Source organism: Pseudomonas sp. WC2 (genome assembly GCF_050586545.1).
GTDB lineage: Bacteria > Pseudomonadota > Gammaproteobacteria > Pseudomonadales > Pseudomonadaceae > Aquipseudomonas.
This window is the reverse complement of the sequence record NZ_JBOBDR010000009.1, coordinates 148,143-172,545: the sequence shown is the minus strand read 5'-3', so window position 1 is coordinate 172,545 and position 24,403 is coordinate 148,143. Positions and strand designations below refer to the sequence as shown.

24 protein-coding genes are annotated in these 24,403 nt (G+C 56.3%); 11 read left to right on the top strand and 13 right to left on the bottom strand.

The genetic code is table 11. The features are described 5' to 3' along the window. Positions 1-479 precede the first annotated feature (479 nt). The 3 genes from ACQ4OE_RS13455 (at position 480) to ACQ4OE_RS13445 (ending at position 3,701) form a co-directional block, all read left to right on the top strand. Positions 480-1,142 carry a hypothetical protein gene (locus tag ACQ4OE_RS13455; protein WP_430946908.1) on the top strand — a complete coding sequence of 221 codons (663 nt, stop codon included), beginning with the start codon at positions 480-482 and terminating at the stop codon, positions 1,140-1,142. After that, entirely contained in the window at positions 1,139-2,116 is a 978-nt protein-coding gene (locus ACQ4OE_RS13450; RefSeq protein ID WP_430946907.1) for a hypothetical protein, read from the top strand. The genes ACQ4OE_RS13455 and ACQ4OE_RS13450 overlap by 4 nt, the downstream gene beginning before the upstream one ends. An 868-nt stretch (positions 2,117-2,984) precedes the next feature. Continuing rightward, the gene (locus ACQ4OE_RS13445; RefSeq protein ID WP_430946906.1) at positions 2,985-3,701 is read left to right on the top strand and encodes a hypothetical protein; all 717 of its coding nucleotides are present in this window, start codon (positions 2,985-2,987) and stop codon (positions 3,699-3,701) included. Between the two features lie 438 nt (positions 3,702-4,139). Here ACQ4OE_RS13445 and ACQ4OE_RS13440 read toward each other — a convergent pair whose 3' ends face one another. From ACQ4OE_RS13440 to ACQ4OE_RS13430, 3 genes are read right to left on the bottom strand one after another with little or no spacing between them, the layout of a single operon-like run. After that, positions 4,140-4,496 (bottom strand): DUF7079 family protein, encoded by a 357-nt coding sequence (locus tag ACQ4OE_RS13440; protein WP_430946905.1) that lies wholly within the window; start codon positions 4,494-4,496, stop codon positions 4,140-4,142. Next, positions 4,481-5,263, bottom strand: a complete 783-nt coding sequence (locus ACQ4OE_RS13435) for a hypothetical protein (protein ID WP_430946904.1) — start codon at positions 5,261-5,263, stop codon at positions 4,481-4,483. The genes ACQ4OE_RS13440 and ACQ4OE_RS13435 overlap by 16 nt, the downstream gene beginning before the upstream one ends. A 10-nt stretch (positions 5,264-5,273) precedes the next feature. Next, complete coding sequence (locus ACQ4OE_RS13430; protein ID WP_430946903.1) at positions 5,274-5,819, bottom strand: PAAR domain-containing protein; 546 nt, start codon at positions 5,817-5,819, stop codon at positions 5,274-5,276. A 157-nt stretch (positions 5,820-5,976) separates the two neighbouring features. On the opposite strand from ACQ4OE_RS13430, the gene ACQ4OE_RS13425 reads away from it, so the two are divergent. After that, on the top strand, positions 5,977-6,306 hold the full coding sequence (locus ACQ4OE_RS13425; protein ID WP_430946902.1) for a hypothetical protein: 330 nt from the start codon (positions 5,977-5,979) through the stop codon (positions 6,304-6,306). A gap of 12 nt (positions 6,307-6,318) precedes the next feature. Here the strand turns inward: ACQ4OE_RS13425 and ACQ4OE_RS13420 are convergent, their stop codons facing one another. Then, positions 6,319-6,687: a PH domain-containing protein gene (locus tag ACQ4OE_RS13420; RefSeq protein WP_122589976.1), complete on the bottom strand. Its 369-nt coding sequence runs from the start codon at positions 6,685-6,687 to the stop codon at positions 6,319-6,321. 238 nt (positions 6,688-6,925) lie between these two features. Here ACQ4OE_RS13420 and ACQ4OE_RS13415 point away from each other — a divergent pair, with 238 nt between their 5' ends. From ACQ4OE_RS13415 to ACQ4OE_RS13405, 3 genes are all read left to right on the top strand, one after another. Next, complete coding sequence (locus tag ACQ4OE_RS13415) at positions 6,926-7,288, top strand: hypothetical protein (protein WP_240999129.1); 363 nt, start codon at positions 6,926-6,928, stop codon at positions 7,286-7,288. Between the two features lie 104 nt (positions 7,289-7,392). After that, the gene (locus tag ACQ4OE_RS13410) at positions 7,393-8,124 is read left to right on the top strand and encodes a hypothetical protein (protein WP_430946901.1); all 732 of its coding nucleotides are present in this window, start codon (positions 7,393-7,395) and stop codon (positions 8,122-8,124) included. 72 nt (positions 8,125-8,196) lie between these two features. Next, the gene (locus ACQ4OE_RS13405) at positions 8,197-10,116 is read left to right on the top strand and encodes an alkaline phosphatase D family protein (protein WP_430946900.1); all 1,920 of its coding nucleotides are present in this window, start codon (positions 8,197-8,199) and stop codon (positions 10,114-10,116) included. Between the two features lie 123 nt (positions 10,117-10,239). Here ACQ4OE_RS13405 and ACQ4OE_RS13400 read toward each other — a convergent pair whose 3' ends face one another. After that, positions 10,240-11,412 carry an acetylornithine transaminase gene (locus ACQ4OE_RS13400; RefSeq protein WP_430946899.1) on the bottom strand — a complete coding sequence of 391 codons (1,173 nt, stop codon included), beginning with the start codon at positions 11,410-11,412 and terminating at the stop codon, positions 10,240-10,242. A gap of 102 nt (positions 11,413-11,514) precedes the next feature. On the opposite strand from ACQ4OE_RS13400, the gene ACQ4OE_RS13395 reads away from it, so the two are divergent. Further along, entirely contained in the window at positions 11,515-12,420 is a 906-nt protein-coding gene (locus ACQ4OE_RS13395; protein ID WP_430946898.1) for a LysR family transcriptional regulator, read from the top strand. Positions 12,421-12,583: 163 nt separating this feature from the next. After that, complete coding sequence (locus ACQ4OE_RS13390; protein ID WP_158958294.1) at positions 12,584-13,285, top strand: hypothetical protein; 702 nt, start codon at positions 12,584-12,586, stop codon at positions 13,283-13,285. A gap of 73 nt (positions 13,286-13,358) precedes the next feature. Here ACQ4OE_RS13390 and ACQ4OE_RS13385 read toward each other — a convergent pair whose 3' ends face one another. The 8 genes from ACQ4OE_RS13385 to hmpA form a co-directional block, all read right to left on the bottom strand. Next, positions 13,359-13,850 carry a RidA family protein gene (locus ACQ4OE_RS13385; protein ID WP_430946897.1) on the bottom strand — a complete coding sequence of 164 codons (492 nt, stop codon included), beginning with the start codon at positions 13,848-13,850 and terminating at the stop codon, positions 13,359-13,361. Positions 13,851-14,043: 193 nt separating this feature from the next. After that, on the bottom strand, positions 14,044-14,931 hold the full coding sequence (gene cyoE, locus ACQ4OE_RS13380; RefSeq protein WP_090286075.1) for a heme o synthase: 888 nt from the start codon (positions 14,929-14,931) through the stop codon (positions 14,044-14,046). Between the two features lie 10 nt (positions 14,932-14,941). After that, the gene (cyoD, locus tag ACQ4OE_RS13375) at positions 14,942-15,277 is read right to left on the bottom strand and encodes a cytochrome o ubiquinol oxidase subunit IV (protein ID WP_122589989.1); all 336 of its coding nucleotides are present in this window, start codon (positions 15,275-15,277) and stop codon (positions 14,942-14,944) included. Then, positions 15,277-15,900, bottom strand: a complete 624-nt coding sequence (gene cyoC / locus ACQ4OE_RS13370) for a cytochrome o ubiquinol oxidase subunit III (protein ID WP_003227982.1) — start codon at positions 15,898-15,900, stop codon at positions 15,277-15,279. Before cyoC ends, cyoD begins: the two co-directional genes overlap by 1 nt. Positions 15,901-15,903: 3 nt before the next feature. Then, positions 15,904-17,934 carry a cytochrome o ubiquinol oxidase subunit I gene (cyoB, locus tag ACQ4OE_RS13365; protein ID WP_122589991.1) on the bottom strand — a complete coding sequence of 677 codons (2,031 nt, stop codon included), beginning with the start codon at positions 17,932-17,934 and terminating at the stop codon, positions 15,904-15,906. Positions 17,935-17,937: 3 nt separating this feature from the next. Next, positions 17,938-18,879 carry a ubiquinol oxidase subunit II gene (gene cyoA / locus ACQ4OE_RS13360; RefSeq protein WP_007916947.1) on the bottom strand — a complete coding sequence of 314 codons (942 nt, stop codon included), beginning with the start codon at positions 18,877-18,879 and terminating at the stop codon, positions 17,938-17,940. An 841-nt stretch (positions 18,880-19,720) separates the two neighbouring features. Continuing rightward, positions 19,721-20,230: a disulfide bond formation protein B gene (locus tag ACQ4OE_RS13355; protein WP_430946896.1), complete on the bottom strand. Its 510-nt coding sequence runs from the start codon at positions 20,228-20,230 to the stop codon at positions 19,721-19,723. A 237-nt stretch (positions 20,231-20,467) separates the two neighbouring features. After that, on the bottom strand, positions 20,468-21,649 hold the full coding sequence (gene hmpA / locus ACQ4OE_RS13350; RefSeq protein ID WP_430946895.1) for an NO-inducible flavohemoprotein: 1,182 nt from the start codon (positions 21,647-21,649) through the stop codon (positions 20,468-20,470). A gap of 164 nt (positions 21,650-21,813) precedes the next feature. On the opposite strand from hmpA, the gene norR reads away from it, so the two are divergent. Both norR and ACQ4OE_RS13340 read left to right on the top strand, forming a co-directional pair. Continuing rightward, positions 21,814-23,370 carry a nitric oxide reductase transcriptional regulator NorR gene (gene norR, locus ACQ4OE_RS13345; protein WP_430946894.1) on the top strand — a complete coding sequence of 519 codons (1,557 nt, stop codon included), beginning with the start codon at positions 21,814-21,816 and terminating at the stop codon, positions 23,368-23,370. Between the two features lie 124 nt (positions 23,371-23,494). After that, positions 23,495-24,397: a chemotaxis protein gene (locus ACQ4OE_RS13340; RefSeq protein ID WP_122589998.1), complete on the top strand. Its 903-nt coding sequence runs from the start codon at positions 23,495-23,497 to the stop codon at positions 24,395-24,397. Positions 24,398-24,403 lie beyond the last annotated feature (6 nt).

Sequence of the window (24,403 nt, the reverse complement as noted above, 5' to 3'; positions counted from 1 at the left end):
CCTAATGTGCGTCAAAACGCCATCAGCGCTGCTGCACTGATCAGGAATCTTTTTTCAGGGGGCGTAGGATCTGATCCGTGCGGATAACTTACGTAGGGCCAAATGATTCCGGGCACTGATCCGATATCGCCAAAGCCCCCCTGTCGAAAGCATCTTAATGGCCGACTGCTGCCGAAACCTCCAGCCAGCAAAAACAGCAGCGGCCAATCGTCACCTCTCCCCTCAGACAGGGTATTTTTCAAGGCGTCGCTGGAGAATACCTTCTCCAGTGTCCGGATCTCAGTGGCGACCGAGTCTCTCATTCTGACGGTAGAACACGACCTAGTTTAAAAACTCTGCCTTGCAGATTCGCAGTTAAATTGCTCTATGCGGAAAAGTGCACTACAAAGGAAGGAGAAGTATGCCGAGGATGATCATGCGACCGCTGCGGCTCTGAAAATGATTATTCTCGAATCTAAAACAATATTAGAGTCATAGGTATGGATTACAGCTACGATGGGCTGCATGCAGCAATTCTCGATCATGGCTATGTTTCTCTGAACGCAAGATCTTCCATAACAGTTTCACAGGCTATGCAGGAACTCGCCTTGTATATGGGAGGTGCGATTGTAGCCGGGCGAGGCAGAAAGGCTTTAGAAACTTTAAAGACACTGAGAGCGGATGAGGCTCCTTTAAACTCGTTAAGTCATTTTTCTGGAGCAGGTGTTCAGCCTTGGCATGTTGACGGATCACATTTGCCGGTACCGCCACGGTATTTGATTTTAGGCTGTCACTCGATTAATGGAGGCGGAGCGCCCCCAACGCAGCTATTGAGAGTCAAAGATGCAGGGCTTCCACTCCTTGCAAGTCGCCGCGAAACTTTCACAGTAAAGAATGGGCGTTCAAGCTTTTATTCCACGATAGCCAGTACGGATCGAACATGGATCCGTTTCGATCCGGCTTGTATGACCGCGCAGACAGAACATGGGCGTACTATATTGAAGACATTAGAATCACCTCAAGTTCAACCGTGTTTAACTTTAGAGTGGACAGCTGGTGTAATTCTAGTAGTTGACAACTGGGCAGTACTTCACCGCAGGGGTAATGCTTCTGGCATAGGTCATCGCACCCTTCTACGCATCTCACTGAAGGATTGGATATGAATACAACTAGACGTGGAGCGACACGAACGATTCCGCCCGCACTTTCAGATGATGCGCTGTATGGCAAAGCAGCGCTCTACGCCCGGCGTGCGCTTGAGGCTAAGGAAGTTGACGCGGAGGATGCCTACCAACTCTGGGCAACTTTGGCACTTGAATTGCTTGGTAAGTTCGCACTGGCGAGGGTTCATCCAAGTCTGGTCGTAGACCCGAAAAATTCTAACAGCATGCTGGAAGCGTGCGGTATATCTACCGCTTCGGCTGTTCGAACCATTGATGCCAATGAGGTGTTCCTGCGCCTAAAACATGTCGTTCCGGGATTCAACTCATTAGCTTATAACTCATGCAAAGATTTGGCCGATCGCCGCAATGCCGAGCTTCATTCAGGGCACGCTGCATATATCGGGATCAGCTTGGAAGTGTGGGAGGGGAAGCTGTGGCACGCAGTGCGGTTAATTTTGCAAGCAGCTAACAAAGATCTTGAAGACTTTATTGGCGGTGCGGCTGCAGAGAAAGAAGAACTCATTAACCATCTGTCTCATCTAAAGTGTCAGTCTGCATTGCAAAAAATTGAGCATGCGCGAGACAACTTTAGCAAAGACGCCGATGGCAAAAAACGGGCTCCAAAAACATTGGAAGATCAAAGATCTCAATCCGGGGAGCGTTCTTGGTGGCATCTTTATCGCCTAACAAGTGGAAGGTACGCTCGGTATTGGACTCGCCAATGTCCCGCTTGCCAATGCACTGCAGTGTTGGGCGGGGACAAAGACTACGAAGAGCTGACGGATGATCAGGATGAAGTGAGTCCTGGTTATGAAGAGGTTGAGACAACATATTCTCCAGTCGAATTCATTTGTGATCAATGCCATTTGCACCTTGTGGGCACCGATGAACTTTCAGCTGCCGGTTTGAGTGCGGAAATTGTTGAAGTAGACGAGCGTGAGATTAGTTACGAACGGGACTATGGAAACGACTGACGCTCCCCTCCCTAGCCTAGTGATTGCGGGTTGGAGCGGTCATCCATGAACGGCTGCTTTTGGCCGAAAGCAGTCTTTTGCGACCACCTGCAAATCGCCTACACAACTGACGGTCGGATGCAAGATGATTACCGACGGCTAGCCATTACTACCATCCTGTCATGCAGTTGGAGCGCCCAGCTTTCAGTCTCGGAGGCATATCCTCGCCTTTCCCAATTTTATTCATCTGAAACTGTTACACGACTTGACTCAGTTACACGCTTAAAAAACGGTATGTAAAACTGGTGTAACCCGAAAAATACTTAATAAATACAACTACTTATCTATAGTCGTTACACCGGTTACACGTGTTACACCGTATTTTGAAGAGATACGAGCCCCGCTCCCCGGTAGCATCAATCCCTCCAGCGAACTTGAGGTGCATCTTCCGCGGTCTGCCGGGGGCCCCTGAGGTTTTCATTAAGACACGGGGTCAGAAACCCGCCGGACCTTGTTAGCGGGAGAGCTCCCAGCTTAGTGAACAGGTGAACCGGGTGAACTGCCTGTTCACCTGTGCATCTGCACCACGAAACCATCGATCCGAGGACACCATTACCGGTATGGTAACGATGCCCTTTTTTCTTCAAGATCCTTTCAATTTCAACGTTGAAATTTCAGTAAGCTGGCGCACCTCCCACTACCAAAGCCCTGCGGGTTTCCGACCCCGTGTCGTGTGAATATCGTCAGGGTCCCCAGCGCCTTTCTGGCTGCAACCTTGGACACCGAAATGGCCTGCTCGACCTTCAATAGCTCGACGATCCAGCAATGCTGATTGATTGGCGGCAGCTCAACTACAATGGCCTACCGCCATCTAATGGAGAGAGTCCAATTGCCTTCGTTCATAGTCGAAGATTCGTTTGAGGTACGTCTGCGCCATGCAATATCGGTCGCTTGGAAGGTGTTCGCCAGGAAGGTGGGTGGCCAGCTCATTCCTATCAACAAAGAAGCATCGATGCAGCTTCAATACGCGTATTTATTGAAGCAACTGCTCCCACTGATCCTGCACAACCCGGATGAAACAGCAGACATTGAGCTGGAAACCGGAGTCCGCCTACCAGGTGGCTCCAGCAACATAGACATATTAGTCACCGGAGTCTCAGCGAAAGGCAGCATCAAGATCGCTATCGAGATGAAATGCTATCGCAACATCAGTTCCTCTGGAGGCCCTCGTGGGGCCCAAGATATTTTTCAGAAGGACGTGTATGAGGATCTGCAAATTCTTGAGCATTACATCGACGCCGGTGTCGCACACCGGGGCGTAGCGCTTGTGATGAATGACATGCCGTCTATCACTGAGCCAAAGGTGAAAAACGGAAAGTACTGGGCGTATGACATTTCAAATGGCTTTACCTTCCCAGGCGGGACTATTAGCGTTCCTATTGGAGGGAAAGAGGTCTGCCTGACGTTGAAGCACTCTTACTCGTTCGAGTGGTCAAAATTTGGCAAGATTTGGTTTACCGAGATCGAGGGCATTGCTCATTCAGATGCAGATCGAGACTTTAGCGGTGCCAATTCAGAATCGGCTGGTATTAAAATAGACGCCTAGCAGGTGCAGTAGAGATCACCGTGTATCCCTCTCTGTATCCCTGACCGTACAATCCGGCCGCAAGCCACGGATTATATAGAACGCACGAGTCTCCCTCGGGCACCAAAATTAAGAAAGGTCTTGCTTAGCAAGGCCTTTTTTTTCGTCTGCTGGAAAGTGCCAACCGAGGTATGCAAGGTGCTGGATGCCGAATGTAGGTGCGCATGCTCTCTGGCCAGCCACGCCAGCGCGTGCCTCGGCAATTCGAGGCACTCGCTATTTTCGAAGACGCGAGAGCAGCACCCAAGGCGTTCGGAGCAACCGCCGCCAACGACTACGCCAATCCTCTACCGCTTCCAGCTATTTGAAAATCAGAAATCTTCATCTGAGACAGGGTCCAACCGGGCCCCTATGCGTTGATCATGTCACACCAAAAGATCAAGCTTTCTAACTCGGAACTCATAGCCTGGTGGCGATTTCCTTCCAGATATATCCGTAGTTGTATTCCAGCCAACGGACGAGCAATTTGTCGAACTGCCTGCGTAACCAATTGTTTTGCCTTGCCGCTCGCCTTTCCTCAATCATGGCGTTGAGGGAATCAGGATCAAAGCCTGTCCATACCGTTGGTAGGGCAGCTGCAATATTGCTGTAGCACACCGGTGCGACTTCGGAATAAAGGATCTCGTAGAGAATGTGGGGATCAACACCTCTGACTTCGCTGGCTATGTAGTCGTAATCAACCGGAAAATCGTTAAAGGGGTCCGAAAGCGCGACTCTAACCTTTGTCAGTTCAGGCTGACTCAAAGTATGTCCCAATGGGAGAACTCCTCTAATTCCTCATCGAGCGATTCTGCAACGGCACCGCCTGCTACACCTCCGACGATGGTTCCGACAATCACTACGGCAAATGCACAGATCGGAGCGCCCGGCCCACAGAGCGCACTGACCCCCAGCCCGGCCAGAATGCCACCCGCCGCACCGCCTCCCACGATGAGGCCCTGACGCGCTGTTTCTTTTACTTTGTTTTCGGCATTAAGTATTTGATAGGTAGCGAGGGCAGCGGTAATCAAAATGCCAAGCTTGCCCATAAGCTGCATTTTTTTGGTCCCATTCGAAAAACTGGTGTCGTCGCGGCCCGCTGCTTCCAATATCGTGTAATGGACCTTGCTCTGCTCCGCGGAAGTCAAAAGATTGTAATCTTTCTTGAAAAGCTGCTTCGAATATTTATCCAGGAGATCTTGAAGCACCCTGCCTTCTGGCTTCTTTTTTTGCACGACAGCCAGACCCTGCGCTGAGGTCACCTTGCGGTGTTCCATCAAGATTTTGTTGCGCATTTCGTTGCTGAATAGCACGCCCTCTCGCGCCGTAATCTTTCCGGCCCTTACATCATCAAGCGTCTGCTGCGACATCCGTTTTATGTTTTTTATATAGTTTGCTCGTATTTTTTCGTCAGAGATCGCGTCCAAAGAAAACCTCAGCGCGGTCCCCTCCATGAGCTCTAAAGCCCTTTCTAGCGGAGAATCCTGTAGAGCGTGCTCACGCTGAACAACGTAGCTGCCAGTGACGAGGTAAGGCTCAGTCATAGGATGTTCCTTATCCTAAAATCTTGTTCAAAAAGCTCTCTGTCAGAGACGAAGAAGCGGTCTGCACCTCATCTTCGAATTTGAGCATCAAGCATGTCTTTCCGGACGTATTCGCAAATTTCACTGCGTTGTCCTTATCGAATACCCCAGATAACGATGAGCCATCCTCAAAGTGCGCTATGCACGATAAGCCCTCATAGCTTTCTTCAGCAGGGATTCGGAAGCCGATCCATCGAGCATGACCGGCTAACGGTTCAGGAGGGACAAATTCGCAGGGCGTATGGCTATCGCCGATAATCACTGTCCCCGATCCGCCAACTACGATGCCGCCGTGGGCGCCGCCGGTGTCGATGGTTGCGGCATTCTTGCCGTTGATAAAAACGGTAGAAGACAATCCTGATGAAAGCGCGCTGCCGCAGGTGCAGGCGTCGCCTTGGCGCGCTGCCGGCAGGCCGTCAAAAAAAACGTCAGAAGAGCCCACCGCAATGGGATTGGTACCGTGTCCAGGTAGCGGACAACTATATGGATCACTCTTACGCGCTGCTGGCTTAGCCACTATGACCTCCTGTCAAAATTCCTCGTAAGCCTCATAACCTACCAGAACAACCAACAGATCAGGAACCGCGGGACGGTATACTGGCGCGAACCCTGCGGTCATTCGTCTATCGGGAAATACCAATAGCTGCCCGGTAAAACTTCACAAAGGTCACCCCATGGAAACCTCTCTGGAAACAGTCGCCCTCTTCTCCCTCAAACTCGCTTACGAGGAAGAAGGCCTGAGCCCGATTCTGCGGGACGACATGGTCATGGGTGATTATCAGAAAGACATTTTCGAGCTGTTGGTGAAACGTGGGGATGTCGCGACCATTCAGTTCAAAATGAATGAATGCCTGGGCTTGGCGATGAATGCCTTGGGCGGTGTCGAGAAGCCGCTGGGACGGGAGTTACACAAGTTGTCAGCCGACTTCCGCCAGGCGCAGTCGCTGGAGCAGCTGGATCAGCCGCTCCTCGCGCTCAAGGGTTATTTGAAAGACATCCTGTGATGAGCTGATCCGTTACAGCAGATGCTTGGAGATATATTTGGAAATCTCCACCATCGATGTCTTTCCGGTGAATTCGAATTTCACTTTCCCCAGCGACGAAAAGTAGATCTCCAGCTCTGAGTCCAGATCGAACGTTCCCGAGGTTTCCACGGAGTACGCGACGATGTTCTTGTATGGCAGCGAGGTGAAATCCTTCTTGCTGCCGGTAATGCCCTGAACGTTGACTGCGATGATCCGTTTGTTGGTAAACACCACGCCGTCACGCATGGCCTTGTAGGCGTCGATCACTTCTTCACCTTCCAGCAACAGGGCGGTCACGCGCTCGGCGTATTCATTGTTTTGCTTGAGTTTGAAGAAGCCTTTGTTGTTGAAGTCGATCATCTGTCCATCCTCTGGTTGAATAAAAAACCCCGCCGATCACTTGCGCACTCTCACCACTCGAATGTTGATCGGAAACCCACCCGCGCCAGTCAGTTGCTCCGATAGCGTGGGCATGCGTAATCCGTTACACAGTGGAAGAAAGTGGCGCGAAGCTACTATTTTGCTATCTTGCCGTCCACCGCCGATGAAGAGGTTCAGAGCACCTCGACGGACATCGTTTTTTTAAAGGAAGTACACCATGCTGGCTCTGTTTTACCTGTTCACCTGGACTGCGGTTTGGCTTTGGGTGGTTTCTGAACGCGGCACCTGGAACTTGATCCTCGCCAACCTGGCGGGTGCCGCCAGCGGTTTCATGGTTGCGCTGACGGTCTCGGAGATTGGCTCAAGCTTTTTCCCGTCCGATATCTCCTCGGCACAGAAATACCACGCTGGCACTCTCCTTCACATGCTCACAACGGCAGGCGCGCTGGCGGGTGTCTGGATGTGGATGGTCAGACGTCCCACCCCGCAGCATCCGGTCGTACGCCATCTGTTGGCAGGCATCTGCGCAATAGCCGCCGGTGTGGCGACAATGATATTTTTAACGGTCATTTTTCGCTGAGCACTGACGTCAGATGCCGGTTTTGTTAGCTTGCCGCCCCATCGTCAACGCTCGCCACGGGCTACGTTGATGTTCGGCTTTTGAAGGGTTAAGGAAAGGATCGAATGGATTTTCTGCGTTTACTGGCATTTGTCGCCACCTGGGGTTTCATGTGGCGCTGGGTCGTGAAGAACCGCGGTAGCTGGAATATTTTCTACGGCAATATCGTTGGCGTAGCAGGCGGCCTCATCGTCGGTTTAGTGGTGCTGTCGATCACGTTCTCGTTGTTTCCGTCGGCGCACACGCCCGAAGCGGCGCAGACGCAAAGCGCAGCGACACAAACCGTCGAGCCGACTTCGTTGTTGCCGGAATCCGAATCAGCGTCGACCGCCGTCGCCCTCGAAAACGCCCCGGCCTTTGCGGCTATCGAACCGGACACCACGCCCTCGCCTGCCGACTCCGCGCTGCTGCCGAACTACGCCAGCCGGGCGCCGAAGTCGATGTCGGAAAAAACCGTGTTCGAGCAAAGCGATGAGCAAGGTCGCAAAGCCCTGACCGCGCTGAGCAAAAAACTCGGACACGACGCTGACAGCGACAAATCGATGCTCGCCTATGTCATGTGCAGCCCGTTTGTCACCAGCACCCTGCGTTTCCCGGCGTCGGCACAATTTGCCGACAGCAAGTCGCTCACCACCCAGCGTTTCAAGGATCAGGTTTACACCTTCAGCAATACCCTGACCGCGCGGAACATGAATGGCGACGATGTCCGCTACCGTTTCGATTGCTCCGTGCAGGAGCAAGCGTCGTCGTCCGAATGGACGCTGTTGAGTCTGAAATTGCAGAAAACCGACTCTTAAGCCTCGCTTAAGGGATCAAGGCGCCGGCTGCGCTATCATCGCCGGCCTGTGCGCCTTGAGTTTTACCCGCCGATGTCTCGACACTTCGCTGATCCCTCCCTGTTGCCTGATGTCTTGGCCGGCCCACTGCTGCGCCGGCTAGAGCCAACGCGCGTGGTTGCGTGGCTGGTCGGCACACGGGCACTGGCGCTGACCTTGCGCCTGCAAGGTGTAGGAGACATTCCCCTCGACGCTGGGAAATGCACGGTGATTCCCGTAGGCCGTCACGGGTTTGTCCATCTGATCGATGTGGCTCTCGACAGCGCCCTGCCCTGCGACACGCGGATCGACTATGACCTGCGGATCGACAACACCGCCGGCATCGCCGATTGGGCGCCGCATCTGCTGTACGGCGAGGCGACGAGCCCGAACTTCGTTCTGCGTTCGCGGATTGATCAACTGCTGCATGGCTCCTGCCGCAAACCCCATCACCCGGCGGTGGACGGTCTGCTCTGCGTCGATCAACTGTTAGCGACGGAAACCGACCCGCAACAACGCCCCGCCCTGTTGATGATGAGCGGTGATCAAGTCTACGCCGACGATGTCGCCGGCCCGATGCTGCGGGCGATTCACGCCTTGATCGAGCGACTCGGCCTGTTCGACGAACACCTCGAAGGTGCCGTGGTCAGCGACAGCGCCAAGCTCTACGAACACCCGGCCAGTTACTACCATCGTGCGGATTTGTTACCGGCGCTGGAGAGCAACGAGACATTGCGCGAGCGATTTTTCGGCGGTGCGCGTAAGCCGATTTTCACCAGCAGCAGCGCCGACAATCACCTGGTGACTTTCGCCGAGGTGATGGCGATGTACCTGCTGGTGTGGTCACCGACAGCCTGGTCATTGATCACTCCGCAAGCTCCCGAACTGACGCCTGAACGCCTCAAGCGCTACACCCTCGAACAGACGCGCATCGACGCTTTCAAGGCTGGCCTGGGCAACGTTGCCCGCGCGCTCGCGCATCTGCCGAGCCTGATGATTTTCGATGATCACGACATCACCGATGACTGGAACCTGTCCGCGCAGTGGGAGGAAACGGCCTACGGTCATCCGTTTTCCAAGCGCATCATCGGCAATGCGCTGATCGCTTATATGTTGTGTCAGGGCTGGGGCAATAATCCCGACGCCTTCAACGATGTCTTGGAGAAAACCCTCGCGCTGAGCGCCAGTGGCGATGATCAGTATCTCGATAGCCCGGTGCAGGATGATCTGATCGATGATCTGCTGCGCTTTCAACAATGGCATTTCGTGCTGCCGACCCGTCCGGCGCTGGTGGTCATCGATACGCGCACCCGGCGCTGGCGCAGCGAAATGGCACTCAAACAACCTTCTGGCCTATTGGATTGGGAGGCTTTGAGCGAACTGCAACAGGAGCTGCTTGATCACCCGTCGGCGATCATCGTTTCCCCGGCACCGATTTTCGGCGTGAAGCTGATTGAGACCGTACAAAAAGTGTTCAGCTGGTGCGGTTTCCCGCTGCTGGTCGACGCGGAAAACTGGATGGCCCATCGTGGCGCCGCCCAAGTGATCCTGAATATTTTCCGACACTCGCGGACACCGGGTAACTACGTGGTGCTGTCCGGCGATGTGCATTATTCCTTCGTCTACGAAGTGCTTATCCGACACCGCAAGGCTGGCCCGAGAATCTGGCAGATCACCAGCAGCGGCATCAAAAACGAATTTCCGAAAACCCTGCTGGAGTGGTTCGACCGCCTCAACCGCTGGCTCTATTCGCCACGCTCACCGTTGAACTGGTTTACCAAACGCCGCCGCATGCGCATCGTGCCGTATATACCTGAGCATGCTGAGGCAGGTGAACGGTTGTGGAATTCGGCGGGGATCGGTCAGGTGTTTTTCAATGAGCAGGGGCAGCCGCGCGAGATCATTCAGCACAATTCGAATGGCAAGGCGAAGACGCGGATGCTGGCGCCGGATCTGGCGGACTATCCGGACTAAGGCCCTACACCGCACATGTGGGAGCGAGCCTGCTCGCGAATGCGGTCGATCATCCGGCACAGATGTCGACTGATGCTCCGCCTTCGCGAGCAGGCTCGCTCCCAAAGGGTTAATCACCAGCAATCAGTGCGTTGTCAGTACCCGTCCCACACCTCTGACAATCATCTCCACCTCCCGCTCATCAATCGTCAACGGTGGCAGCAGCCGTATCGTCTTGCCACGGGTGACGTTGATCAACAGTCCATGATCCCGCGCGGCGATCAGCGTCAGATCACGCACCGGTTGTTTCAACTCGATGCCGATCATCAAGCCCTGACCCCGAATCGCCAGGACGTTAGGATTGTCTGCCAGCTCTGCTCGCAGGCGAGTCAACAGGCGTTCGCCCTGAACCCGGGCGTTATCCAACAACCCCTGCTCTTCGATGATATCCAGCACCGTACAACCGACCCGGCAGGCCAGCGGGTTGCCGCCGAAGGTGCTGCCATGGCTGCCGGGCGTGAACAGATCCGCCGCTCTGCCCCGCGCCAGACAAGCGCCGATCGGCACGCCGTTGCCCAGCCCTTTTGCCAGGGTCATGACATCCGGAACGATGCCTTCATGCTGGAATGCAAACCAACGCCCCGTACGACCTATGCCGGTCTGGATTTCATCGAGCATCAGCAGCCACGCATGACGATTGCACAGTTCGCGCAGGGCTTTCAGGTAACCGGGCGGCGCCAGTTGCACGCCACTTTCGCCCTGGATGGGCTCGACCAGAATCGCCACGATGCGCTCGCCGTGCTTTTGCTGTAGTTGCTCCAGTGCAGCGAGATCGCCGAACGGCACTTTGACGAAATCCCCCGGCAGCTCATTGAAACCCAGCCGCACCGCCGGGCCATCGCTGGCCGACAATGTGCCGAGTGTGCGGCCATGAAAGGCATTGGCCATGACCACCACCAGCGGCTGTCCGACGCCCTTGCGCCAGCCGTACAAACGCGCGAGTTTCAACGCTGTTTCATTGGCCTCGGCACCGGAGTTGTTGAAGAACGCCCGCTGCATACCCGACAGTTCAGTCAGCCGTTCAGCCAGTTGTTGCTGCCAGTCGATGCTGTACAGATTGGAGGTGTGCAACAGCAATCCCGCCTGTTCGCTGATCGCCGAAACGATCCGCGGGTGCGAGTGGCCGACGTTGGTCACCGCCACACCGGCCACCGCATCCAGATACTCGCGACCGGCCTGATCCCACAGGCGAGTGCCCAGGCCCTTGGTGAAACTCAGGGCCAGCGGTTGGTAGGTGTTCATCAGGGCGGCGGTCATGACTTCAAACTCCAGTGAAGGTCGGTGTGCTGGCAGTATGGTTAGCCACCGAAACTGGATAAACTCGGAAAAACTTCATTCATTTAAAAGCAGGACTTGATAATGGACCTGTTCCAGTCGATGAGCGTTTACGTCAAAGTCGTCGAGGGCGGGAGCATGACGGCGGCCGCGTTGCAGTGCGACATGTCGACGACCATGGTCGGCAATCACCTGCGAGCGCTGGAGCAACGGCTCGGTGTGCAGCTGCTGCAGCGCACCACCCGACGGCAGCGGCTCACCGAATTCGGCAGCGTGTATTACCAGCGTTGTCTGGATGTATTGGGGTTGGTGGCGGACTCGGAACGTCTGGCCGAACAAGCTCTCGATGAGCCACGCGGTCTGCTGCGCATCACCGCGCCGCTGACCTTCGGCGTAGAGCGTCTGGCACCGGCCCTCAGCGAATTTTCCCTGCAATACCCGCAGGTGAAAATGGATGTGGTGCTGACCAACAGCCGTCCGGATCTGTTGGAAACCGGCCTTGATGTAGCGTTTCGACTCGGCCACTTCGAAGAGTCCAACCTGATCGCCCGGCCCCTCATCGACTACACCTTGACCATGTGCGCCTCGCCGGAATATGTCGCCCGTCGCGGCATGCCCCACACTCCGGAGGATCTGCAACAACACGACTGCCTGTCGTTCGCCTACCCCGCCGGCGACGATTGGCAATCGGTGGAGAAACGCTGGCGCCTCAGTGGCCCGGACGGAGAAATTCTCGTCGATGTCAGCGGGCCGATGCTGATGAACACTTCTGCTGGTTTGCATCAGGCTGCACGCACCGGCATGGGTATCGTCATGCTGCCGGATGCGCTGGTGGAAGAGGACCTGCGCAGCGGCAAACTGGTGACCGTGGTCCCCGACTTTCAACCGCCCAGCCGCCCTCTGCACTTGCTGTACGCGCCGGATCGCTATCGCTTGCCGAAGCTGCGCCGGTTTGTCGAATTTGCGATGCAGTCGTGGGGCAGATCTTGATGCCGCTTGAAATGCCCGCGCCTGAAATAGCGCACTGCGGGAAAAAACTCGACCGGCAGACCGTTGCTCCGTGACAACGCCGCCCCGCTCCCCTAAATTAGGCGGCCTGAAAAAGTCCTTGGGCTTTCTCACCTCAACTCAAGTTAAAAGTAGTGAAATTTCAATGTCCGATTTCAACACCGCTGAATCCGTAGTCACAGAATCGTCCAAAGCGGAATACGAAAACTCCATCAATCTTTCACAACACCTTCCACAAGCCAAAATCATCAGCGAGATGGTCCTGGATGCCTTCCAGTCGACCCGCGAAAGCGACCAGATCCGCGAGCTGCGCGCCGCGATCCGTCAGGCTCACGACAGCTTCGATGACGACAAGGCTTACGAGCTGATGGGCGAACTCAAGGCGCTGAAAGACGCCGAAGCCGCCGATCTCGCCGCGCTGGAAGACCTGAGCAGCAAGTTCTCCATCGGCCGCATCCTGTCCAGCTTCAAGGACGATCCGGCGTTCCAGGAAATCGTTTACGGCCTGGCCCTCAAAGTGCTGAACCAGACCCATCAGGCGATCAGCAACCCGAGCGGCGGCAAGAGCAAGGCTGCGAAGAAGAAAGAAGTCGAAATCTTCACCATCAGCAAGGACGGCATCAGCGTGACCCTGCCGCTGCGCACCCCGCGTTCGCGCTTGAACGTTGACCGTGAAGCGCTGGAGTTCCTCGGCTTTACCTTCGTCGGGGAAGGCGAAGAAGCAGAACTGGAAAGCGAAGTGTTCGTTGATAACGACGGCACCGAGCAAGCGGTGAACCGCAAGAACATCATCACCGCCCTGCAAAAGCAGACCGCGTTTGACGGCTACAGCATCGCCGCGCAATAACAGCGCAGCATTGAACGAAAAAGCCCCGCACTGGGTTTCAGTGCGGGGCTTTTTGGTTTTCGGCGTCCGGCGGTTACCCGCCTGAATGCAGAGCCGCAATCATGTCGACTTCGATCGCCGCATTCTTTGGCAACTGATACACACCAATGGTGGTGCGGGTGTGTCGACCAGCATCACCTAGCACATGGCTGAACACGTCCGAAGCACCATTGGCCACTTCACTCAAATCGACAAAATCAGGCGTCGACTTCACGTACACGGTCACCCGCAACAACGCCTTGATCTTGTCCAGCGAACCGACCGCATCGACGATCAGCGCCAGGCAACGCATCGCACTGATGCTCGCAGCAGCCTGCGCATCCTTGAGGGTCAACTCCAGCCCAACCCGGCCGGGATACTGAATCTTGCCGTGGATGCGCGGCACCATGCCGCTGATATACAACTCATCGTGATGACGGATCAGCGGCGCGTAATTGCCGCCGGCGGTGTTCTCACCATAAATGTCGTAGTTCAGCTCTTGGGCCAGGGCAATGAAACGCTCGTCGCAGCTCATCCTCTCAGTCATTTCGCCCAGCCTTCTGATCAGTGCATTAAGAAACGCCGGTGGCCAGTTCAGCACCGCTGGAGGCTGGCGCTCTAACCGACATTGTTGGATCCAAATCTAGGTCTTTTAACCAGCATCCGCAACCAGGGATGACAGAAACAAAAAACCCCGCACATCTCTCAATGTGCGGGGTTTTTCTTCAAGCCTGCGAGCCTTACGGCGCGTACGTCAGCAGCAGCTCCGATGGCACCTTGAAGTCCAGGGACATCATGACGCTCAACGCAGTGATGGTGAAGATCGAGAACACGAACAGCTTGCGTGCCCAGACCGTGTCATCCACCGCTTTGTAGCCGGTCCAGGCCATGTACAACCAGTACATGCCCATGGCCGCGGCAACCGCGAGGTAGCTCATGCCAGCGTAACCGCTGAAGGTCAGCATCAAGGTCGCCACGAGGAACGCCAGGATGTAGAGCAGGATGTGCTTCTTGGCCACTTGAATCCCGCGCTTCACTGGCAACACCGGAATCGATGCGGCCAGGTAATCGTTGAAGCGGAAGATCGCGATGGCATAGGAATGCGGCATCTGCCACAGGCTGAACATCACCAGCAACGTCAGCGCGGCCATGTCGAAGCTATTGGTTACGGCAACGTAACCGATCACTGGCGGCATGGCGCCCGACAGACTGCCCACCAGCGTGCCGTGAACCGACTTGCGCTTGAGGTACAGGCTGTAGAAGCCGACGTAGATGATGAAGCCGATTACCGCGAACAGGGCGGCCAACGGGTTGGCCACTTTGTACAACAGTGCCACGCCGAGAACACCAAGGATGGTCGCGTAGACCAGGGCCAGTTTCAGGGAGATCAAGCCCTGCACCAGCACCCGGTTCTTGGTGCGTTCCATCTTCAGGTCGATGTCGCGGTCGATGCAGTTGTTGAACACGCAACCGGAGGCGACAACCAGGGATGTACCGATCATGGCAGCCAGAAACACCGCCAGATCCACATGCCCTTTCGAGGCCAGGAAGAACCCGCCTGCCACAGAAAGCACGTTACCGAAAATGATCCCCGGTTTGGTGATTTGGATAAAGTGCTTGAGCGACATCGGGTCTACCTCACTTCGCCATCATGTACGTGTGGATGCTGAACATGATCCACAACGACAGACCGACCAGCAGCACGATCACGATCGCCGTAAAGACGAAGGCAATCACGTTGTTGCGCTGAGCAATGGAACGGTCCAGGTGCAGGAAGTAATACAGGTGAACGATCACCTGGATTACCGCGAACAGCAGGACGATTGCCAGCGTCGTGGACTTCGGCAAGGTCGGGAACATCACCAGGCCGAACGGGATAACAGTCAGGATCACCGACAGGATGAAGCCAATGGCGTACGACTTGGCGCTGCCGTGGCCAGCATCATGGCTGTCATGGGATTGTACGTTAGCCATTACAGGGTCCCCATCAGGTAAACAACGGTGAATACGCAGATCCACACCACGTCCAGGAAGTGCCAGAACAGGCTCAGGCAGCTCAGACGGGTCTTGTTGGTCGCCGTCAGGCCGTGCTTGTTGACCTGGTACATCATGATGCCCATCCAGATCAGACCCGCAGATACGTGCAGACCGTGGGTACCGACCAGGGTGAAGAACGCGGACAGGAAGCCCGAACGGCTAGGACCGAAGCCCTCGGAGATCAGCAGGTGGAACTCGTTGATCTCCATGGCGATGAAGCCTGCGCCGAGCAGGAAGGTCATGAACAACCAGCCCAGAACCTGCTGCTTTTTACCTTTGTACAACGCCAGCATGGCGAAGCCGTAGGTGATCGAACTGAACAACAGCAGAGCGGTTTCGCCCAGCACGTATGGCAGTTCGAAGATGTCGTGGCCCGACGGGCCACCGGCGACGTTGTTTACCAGTACTGCATACACCGCGAAGATCGACGCAAACAGAATGCAGTCGGTCATCAGGTAGAGCCAGAAACCGTATACGGTCATCTCGCCCGAGTCGTGGTGATGGTCATCGTGCCCATGGTCACCATGGGCGTGTCCAACATTGGTCACTAAATTCGACATGGTTTAAGCCTGTTCCAACGAGGTTTCAACACGGGTGGCACCGGCCGGGATTTTCCCTGCCGCGACCAGACGCTTGTGCTGCTCGGCTTCGATACGCTCGATCGTTTCAACCGGAACCATATAGCCCTGGTCGTCACGTGCAGCGTGGATCACGAAGTAGATGACAGTACCGGCCAGGCTCGCGATTGCCAGCCACCAGATGTGCCAGATCATTGCGAAACCGAAGACGGTCAACAGTGCGCCCATCACTACGCCAGTGGCGGTGTTGTTCGGCATGTGGATCGGCTCGTACTTGGCCGGTTGCTGGTACGCAGTACCGTTTTCCTTGGCTTCAGTGAACGGGTCGATGCAGTCAGCCTTAGGCAGCACGGCAAAGTTGTAGAACGGCGGTGGCGACGAGGTCGACCATTCCAGGGTGTGTGCATTCCACGGGTCACCGTGATCGCAAACGTTCTCTGGCTTGTTGCGGTCACGCACACTGACGTACAGCTGAATCAGTTGGCAGGCGATACCGACAGCGATCATCACCGCACCGAACATGGCAACGTACAGGTACGGTACCCACTCAGGGTTGGTGGTGGCGTTCAGACGACGGGTCATGCCCATGAAGCCCAGTGCATAGAGCGGCATGAACGCGACGAAGAAGCCCGAGATCCAGAACCAGAACGCTGCTTTACCCCAGCCTTCGTGCAGCTTGAAGCCGAACGCTTTCGGGAAGTAGAACGCGAAACCAGCGATGTAACCGAATACCGCACCGCCGATGATCACGTTGTGGAAGTGCGCGATCACGAACAGGCTGTTGTGCAGAACGAAGTCAGCACCCGGGATGGCCAGCAGTACGCCGGTCATGCCGCCGATGGCGAAAGTCACCATGAAGCCCAGAGTCCACAGAACCTGGCTGGTGAAGCGCAGACGGCCCTGGTAGATGGTGAACAGCCAGTTGAATAGCTTCACACCCGTCGGGATGGAAATCAGCATCGTCGCCAGACCGAAGAAGGCGTTGACGCTGGCACCCGAACCCATGGTGAAGAAGTGGTGCAGCCAAACCATGAAGCCCAGTACCGAGATCGCGCCCGAGGCGTAGATCATCGAGTGGTGGCCGAACAGTTTCTTGCCGGTGAACGCCGAGATCACTTCCGAGAAGATGCCGAATGCCGGCAGGATCAGGATGTAAACCTCAGGGTGGCCCCACGCCCAGAACAGGTTGACGTACATCATTGGATTGCCACCAAGTTCATTGGTGAAAATGTGGAAATCCATGTAACGGTCAAGGGTCAGCAGTGCCAGGGTTGCGGTCAGGATCGGGAACGAAGCCACGATCAGAACGTTTGCCCAGGTGCAGGTCCAGGTGAAGATCGGCATGTCCATCAGTTTCATGCCAGGGGTACGCATTTTCAGTACGGTCGCGAGGAAGTTAACCCCCGTTAGCGTCGTACCTAACCCGGATAACTGTAGCGCCCAGATGTAGTAGTCCATACCCACGCCAGGGCTGTATTGCAGACCCGACAGCGGTGGATAGGCAACCCAACCGGTCTTGGCGAATTCGCCGACGCCCAGGGACAGGTTGATCAGCACAACGCCGGACACCAGCAGCCAGAAGCTCAGGGAGTTCAGGAACGGGAACGCAACGTCACGCGCGCCGATCTGCAGCGGCACTGCAAGGTTCATCAGGCCGGTGAAGAATGGCATCGCCATGAAGATGATCATGATCACACCGTGAGCGGTGAAGATCTGGTCATAGTGTTCAGGTGGCAGGTAGCCAGGCGAACCCTCGGTGGCCATGGCCAACTGGGTACGCATCATGATCGCGTCGGCAAAACCGCGCAGCAGCATGACCATGGCAACGATGATGTACATCACGCCGATTTTCTTGTGGTCGACCGAAGTCAGCCACTCGGTCCACAAGTAGGTCCACTTCTTGAAGTAGGTGATTGCAGCGAACAGCGCCAGACCACCGAGGGCGATCATGGCGATGGTCACCATCACGATCGGCTCGTGGAATGGGACTGCTTCCCAACTTAATTTACCAAACATCGTTTACTCCTCTGCCCCGGCAGCTGAATGCGAACTCGAGTCAATTTCCGTGGCCGCCACTTCTTTCTCTTTCTTCTCGTGCTTCAGCGGCTTGCCCGGCTTCATACCTTCGTACTTGTCGACGATGATCTGGAACTGGTTCGGCGTGACCGAGGAGTAGAGCTCGACTGGGTTGTTCTGGCTCGGCTTGGCAAGGGCTGCGTATTCAGCCTGATCAAGCTGTTTAGGTGACTTCTTGACTTCACTTACCCAGGCGTCGAAATCTTCCTGAGTGGTGGAGATAGCTTTGAACTTCATGCCGGTGAAACCCGCGCCGCTGTAGTTGGCGGAGATACCGTCCATTTCAGCGTTACGGTCAGCGATCAGGTGCAGCTTGGTCTGCATGCCCGCCATCGCGTAGATCTGGCCGCCCAGACCCGGGATGAAGAACGAGTTCATCACAGCGTCAGAGGTGATCTTGAAGTTGATTGGCGTGTGCGCCGGGAACACGATCTTGTTGACCGTGGCAATGCCTTGTTCCGGGTAGATGAACAGCCACTTCCAGTCCAGCGCGACCACTTCGATGGTCACAGGCTTGACGTCGGACTGGATCGGACGATACGGGTCCAGTTCGTGGGTCGAAATGTAAGTGATGTAACCCAGGGCAATGATGATCAGGACCGGGATGGTCCAGACTGCCACTTCGATTTTGGTCGAGTGCGACCATTTCGGGGTGTAGACGGCGTTCTTGTTCGACGCGCGGTACTTCCAGGCGAACAGGAAGGTCATGACGATAACCGGCACGACGACCAACAGCATCAGCAGGGTCGCGGTGATGATCAGGTTTCGCTGTTCCAGGCCAACCTGGCCCGTTGGATTGAGCAAGGTCATGTTGCAGCCTCCCAGCAACAACGTGCCGAGCAGCGGCACTAGGCCTAGTAATCTGGGGTACCTGTTTTTACTCATCTCACGACCTCTAAAGCAGCTTGCGCAATGCAGTTGGGTTTTGATCGCCAACACTTCACCCTGCCAAGGGTTGGCATTTTCTTTGGATTGAATAAGGGCCGCCCGTCGCGCGTCAGACGCTCGACAAATCCTGGGACAGCGGTCAGTTCTTATTCGAATTCGTGGTCAAAGGCCTTGTTACAGACCAATTCCATTTGGTGCGGAAAGTTGGAAGGCACCGACACCTGGGTGTCTTGGAAGCCTCACGACTCACTCGACACCCGACTTTCTGCGCAGCGCCTTATTAATGTGTTCCTTAATAAAGGCTGAACAGTGCCGGGAATTCAGTGCGGGCGATTGTAGATAGGTAGCGCCCTATACACCATGTCTTATCCCGAAATAATTTTTATCCGTTCGAGCAACAATCCATCGCCATTTTTGCAAAAGTTCCGCATGTTATCGAAATCGATTCTCAACAAAAACACCAAAAATTGTAGGTGTACCCGCCTCAGTTCAGACAGCTCTGAAGGCCTTTTCCGAGCCCCGGAATAGCGCAAAGCCCGATAACCCAAGGCTTTTGGCCATATGCCGGCGCTTGTTAAAACTGCCTGTTCTGGCACTTGTGTGCAGAAAGCGAAAAACACCGAAACAGACCAATGTTTTTATGTAACAAGAGACCAATCCGGCCCTTCACGGCCCCCTGCGACACGGCGCGTGTGACAACATGTCGCACACTTGCCGCACCCTCCATTGCCGTTCGTCACGGTGTTTTCACAAACGATCTGAAAATGCAAAACGCCCCGATTTGCTGATCCGCAAATCGGGGCGCTTTCTGTATCGGCCAGTCCGCCGAATAGTTGACTCAGTGCAGGGCTTTTCGGTTACGCGAGGTCAGCAGCGGTACCAGGATCACCACCAGCACGAACGCCACGAGCGCCCATTGCGCCAGCGACAGACCGAGGATCGGTGGGTACGGCGTCGAGCAAAACCCATCGACCTGGAAGCCCAGCGGGAAGATCTTCGCCAGTGGCAGATCATCGACAATCGGCTGCAGCACATCGATGCCACAGCTCACCGCCGGGTAGAACTGCGTGTACACGTGATGCCCGGCAACAGCAGCCCCGGCCAGCGCGCAAATCACCACCAGCACTTCAAACACGGTGATGCTGCGGCGGGTGCGCATGGCCGCGCCGATGAACGCGAACAGCGCAATCAACAGCAACGCATAGCGCTGCAGAATGCACAGCGGGCACGGCGCCTCACCCAGCACGATTTGCATATACAGCGCGCCACCGATCAGCGCCAGACAGATGATCCCCAACAGCACCAGAAAGCGCCGCTCACGGCCCAACCGAATCGTTTCCTCGCTCATCGCCTTTCCCTTGTTTGTCCATGGTTCAGCCGGCGTGCGGCTGAAAGTTGTCGCAAGTCTACACCGGGGGAATAAACGATAAAGCGGTTAAGGAACCATTAACCTTTAAACACAATTCCAGATTTCAGACCGCATAACGGCCTTCGCGAGCAGGCTCGCTCCCACATTGGATCTGCGTCGAACACAAATCCTGTGGGAGCGAGCCTGCTCGCGAAGCAGACGATTCGGTCTAAAGGGTTACTCCAAAGCCGAGGCCGGCCCGAAGAACTCATAACGGCTTTGCTTCTCCGGCACGCCCAAGGCTTTCAGATGACGCTTGATCGCGCCCATGAAACCCTTCGGCCCAAGGAAGTACGCATCGACATCACGCTGCGCCGGCAACCATTCGCCCAATTGCTCCACGCTCAGCAGGCCTACCTTGTCCGCCGCCGGGCTGACGCCATCGTCTTCGGCGTAGCAATAGAAACGCTTGAGTTGCGGATGACGCGCCGCCAGTCCATCGACCCAATCGCGGAACGCATGGACGCTGCCATTGCGTGCGCAATGGATAAAGTGCACCGGGCGCTCGGTTTCCAGCGCCGCTTCGAGCATCGCCAACGTTGGGGTGATGCCGACGCCGCCACTGATCAGCACCAGCGGTTTGTCGCTGGCGGTCAGAGTGAACTCGCCCGATGGCGGAAACAGTTGAATGCTCGCACCGACATGCAGTTGATCGTGCAAATGGTTCGAGGCACGACCACCCGGCTCGCGTTTGACGCTGATGCGGTATTGACCTTTATTCGCCAGTGCCGACAGCGAGTAGTTACGGCGGATCTCTTCGCCGTCGAGGATCAGCTTCATGCCGATGTACTGACCCGGCTCAGCGGCCAGAATCGGGCCTTTGTCGGCAGGTTCGAAGTAGAAGGAGATGATTTCCGCGCTCTCCTCGACCTTGGCCGCAACGATGAATTCACGGGCTCCGCGCCAGCCGCCGACGGCCTGCTCTTTATGGTCGTAAATCGCGCTTTCGGCACCGATGAGGATGTCAGCCAGTTGGCCGTACGCCGCGCCCCATGCGCTCATCACCTCCGGCGTGGCGATCTCTTCGCCGAGCACTTCGGAGATGGCGCGCAGCAGGCACGCACCGACGATCGGGTAATGCTCCGGCAGAATCTGCAGGGCCACGTGCTTGTTGATGATCTTCGCCACCAGATCGCCCAACTGATCGAGCTGATCGATGTGCCGCGCATACATCAATACACCGTTGGCCAAGGCACGCGGCTGGTCGCCGCTGGCCTGGTGCGCCTGGTTGAACAACGGACGCACTTCTGGATATTCAGAGAGCATCATGCGGTAGAAGTGCGTGATCAGCGCCTCACCGCCGCTTTCCAGCAGAGGCACGGTGGATTTGACGATGGCACGATCCTGGACGCTAAGCATAAGATTGACTCCTGAGCTTTTTTGAAAAGTTGCCTTAGGGATATCAGTTTCCGTGCCAACTTATTTATCGTTCTAAATCAGTAAGTTGAAAACAATGTAGTCATAACGACTCAAACAGTTCTATAGTCATACCGACTACATCGAGTCCCTTTGACTACCGGATCATGACCGCCAAATCCCTGCTCACCGCCCTGCTGCCCTTGGTTTCCGACCTCTCCCGCGAGTTGCCCGAGGGTGAGCGTTATCGGCGCCTGCTCGAAGCCATGCGCGCACTGTTGCCCTGCGATGCCGCCGCGTTGTTGCGCCTCGATGGCGAATGGCTGGTGCCATTGGCCGTGGACGGTTTGAGCACCGACACCTTGGGCCGGCGCTTCAAAGTCAGCGAACACCCGCGCTTCGAAATTCTCCTGGCCGGCGCCGGGCCGACCCGCTTCGCCGCTGACAGCGATTTGCCCGATCCTTACGACGGCCTGGTCGATGGTCTCGATGAGCATCTTGAAGTGCACGACTGCTTGGGCTGTCCTTTATTTGTCGATGAAAAACTCTGGGGGCTGATCACCCTCGATGCACTCGATCCCGAACGCTTCGAACCGATCGAACTCGACGCTCTGCAAGCCTTCGCCAGCCTTGCGGCGGCCACGGTGAACGCCGCCGAGCGCATCGAACGCTTGGCCACTCGTGCCGAAGACGAACATCAACGCGCAGAGGTTTACCGTCAGGCCAGCGGTCAGCAAAACCGCGAAATGATCGGCCAAAGCAAATCGCTTAAACGCTTGGTGGAAGAAATCAATCTGGTCGGTGGCAGTGATCTCACCGTGTTGATCACCGGTGAAACCGGGGTCGGTAAGGAGCTGGTGGCGCAAGCGATCCACGCTGCTTCACCGCGCGCCGACAAACCGATCATCAGCCTCAACTGCGCCGCGCTGCCGGACACTCTGGTGGAAAGCGAACTGTTCGGCCACGTGCGCGGCGCGTTCACCGGCGCCACCAGCGACCGTCGCGGCAAGTTCGAACTGGCCAATGGCGGCACGCTGTTTCTCGACGAAGTCGGCGAATTGTCGCTGACGGTGCAGGCCAAGTTGCTGCGGGTTTTGCAGAGCGGACAGTTGCAGCGGCTGGGCTCGGACAAGGAACATCAAGTCGATGTGCGCTTGATCGCCGCGACCAACCGCGACCTCGCCGAAGAGGTGCGCAGTGGTCGTTATCGCGCCGACTTTTACCATCGCCTCAGCGTTTACCCGCTGCGCGTGCCGGCGCTGCGTGATCGCGGTCGCGATGTGTTGCTGCTCAGCGGTTTCTTTCTCGAGCAGAACCGCTCGCGCATGGGCCTCAATAGCCTGCGTCTGAACAGCGATGCTCAGGAAGCCCTGCTCGCGTACCCGTGGCCGGGCAACGTGCGCGAGCTGGAACACTTGATCGGGCGCAGCGCGTTGAAGGCGCTGGGCAACTGCAAGGTGCGGCCGAAGATTCTCAGCTTGAGTGCGGCGGATCTTGATTTGCCCCGTGAGGTTGTGGATAACCCGGCTGAACCAATGGCCGGCGCGGTCGCTGCTGCGCCGCTGATTACGGGTGATTTGCGCAGCGCGACCGAGGAATATCAGCGCCGCTTGATCAGCGCCGCGCTGGAACGCAATCAGGATAACTGGGCCAGTGCCGCAAGGGAGTTGGGGCTGGACCGGGCGAACCTTGGGCGGATGGCCAAGCGTTTGGGGATGAAATAAACCATCCGCCGTCGGATTGGCGCCGGAATCCCTAAAGCCTGCCCGCAAGACGTCGATAACCCGGCATCGATACCTGCTGGCGATCCTCGAGATCGCCGCTCACCTTTTTCCACAGAAGGTTTATATGTCTTCCACCAAAGCCCGCGCAGATTCACTTTCGCTTCTGCTGTTTACTTTGCGCAGCGGCAAGTTGATGGCGATCAACCTGCTGAAAGTCAGTGAAATCATTCCCTGCCCGCCGCTGACCAAACTGCCGGAGTCGCACCCGCACGTCAAAGGCATCGCCACGTTGCGCGGGGCTTCGTTGTCGGTGATCGACCTCAGCCGCGCGATCGGCGAACGTCCGCTGGAAGACCCCAACGGCGGCTGCCTGATCGTCACTGACGTCAGCCGTTCCAAACAGGGTCTGCACGTTCAAGCGGTGAGCAAAATCGTCCACTGCCTGACCACCGACATCAAACCACCGCCGTTCGGCTCGGGCGGTTCACGCGCTTACATCACCGGCGTAACCTCGGTGGACGGCACGCTGGTGCAGGTGCTGGATATCGAAAAGGTTATCCACAGCATCGCCCCGGCGCAGATCGAAATGGCCCCCACCGACCTGTCCATGGAAGACGCTGACGTGCTCGGCAACGCACGGATTCTGGTGGTCGATGACAGTCAGGTGGCGCTGCAGCAATCGGTGCACACCCTGCGCAATCTCGGCCTGCAATGCCACACCGCGCGCAGCGCCAAGGAAGCCATCGACTGCCTGCTCGACCTGCAAGGCACCGCGCAGCAGATCAACCTGATCGTCTCCGACATCGAAATGTCCGAGATGGACGGCTATGCCTTCACTCGCACCTTGCGCGAGACCCCGGACTTCGCCCATCTCTACGTGCTGCTGCACACTTCGCTCGACAGCGCGATGAACAGCGAGAAAGCGCGGCTGGCCGGAGCGAATGCGGTGTTGACCAAGTTCTCCTCGCCGGAGCTGACCCAACGTTTGATCGAAGCGGCCAAGCACGTCGCCGCGCACGGGCACTGAGTCTTG